Here is an 889-nt window from a genome sequence, read left to right on the forward strand (position 1 = left end):
CTCGGGGACCGGGCCGGTCGCGGTGCCCGGGGCCCCCGGCGCGGCCGGCCGGTCGGGGGTGTCCGGCGTGCCCCCGTACAGCACGCAGCGCACGGTGCGGTCCGCCCCGAGCACCACTTCCGGGGGCGGTCCCGCGTCGCACACCCCGGCGATCGCCTCGTCACAGCGGGGATGGAACGGGCACCCGGTCGGGCGTTCCGACGGATGCGGGACCCGGCCGCGGATCTGGTGCAGGCGTCCCCGGCCGGTGGGGGTCGGCACCGGGCCGGTCTCCGCCCCGAGACCGGGAACCGAGGCCAGCAGGGCCCGGGTGTAGGGGTGCCGGGGGTGGTGGAAGATGTCGTCCACGGGCCCTCGTTCGACCACGGTCCCCAGGTACATCACCACCACCTCGTCGGCGATCTCCGCCACCACCCCGAGGTCGTGGGTGATGAAGAGGACCGCGAGCCCGGTGCTCTCCCGCAGATCCATCAGCAGGTCGAGGATGCGGGCCTGGATGGTGACGTCCAACGCGGTGGTGGGTTCGTCGGCGATCAGCAGGTCCGGGTCGCAGGAGAGTCCCATGGCGATCATGACCCGCTGGCACATCCCACCGGAGAGCTGGAAGGAGTAGGCGTCGAAGCGCCGCTCGGGCTGTGGGATGCCCACCCGGCGCAGCACGGAGATGGCGTGCTCGCGTGCCTCGGCGCGGCTCATCCCCCGGTGCAGGCGGATGGTCTCCACGAGTTGGTCGCCGATGGTGTGCATGGGTGACAGGGAGGCCATCGGCTCCTGGAAGACCATCGCGATCTCTCCGCCCCGCACGCTCCGCAGGACCGGATCGCGCGGGTGCAGCGCGATCGGGTCCACCGGCGCGGAACGGCCGCCGCCCCGCCACTCGACCGTGCCC

Annotated in this window: 1 protein-coding gene; it reads right to left on the reverse strand. The window is 73.5% G+C overall.

Translation table 11 applies throughout. From position 1 onward, the window contains the following. Positions 1 to 889 (reverse strand): ABC transporter ATP-binding protein (locus FNQ90_RS25105; RefSeq protein ID WP_182608414.1); only part of this gene is annotated, 889 nt, incomplete at both ends.

This window comes from Streptomyces alkaliphilus, from assembly GCF_014141535.1.
Taxonomy (GTDB): Bacteria; Actinomycetota; Actinomycetes; order Streptomycetales; family Streptomycetaceae; genus Streptomyces; species Streptomyces alkaliphilus.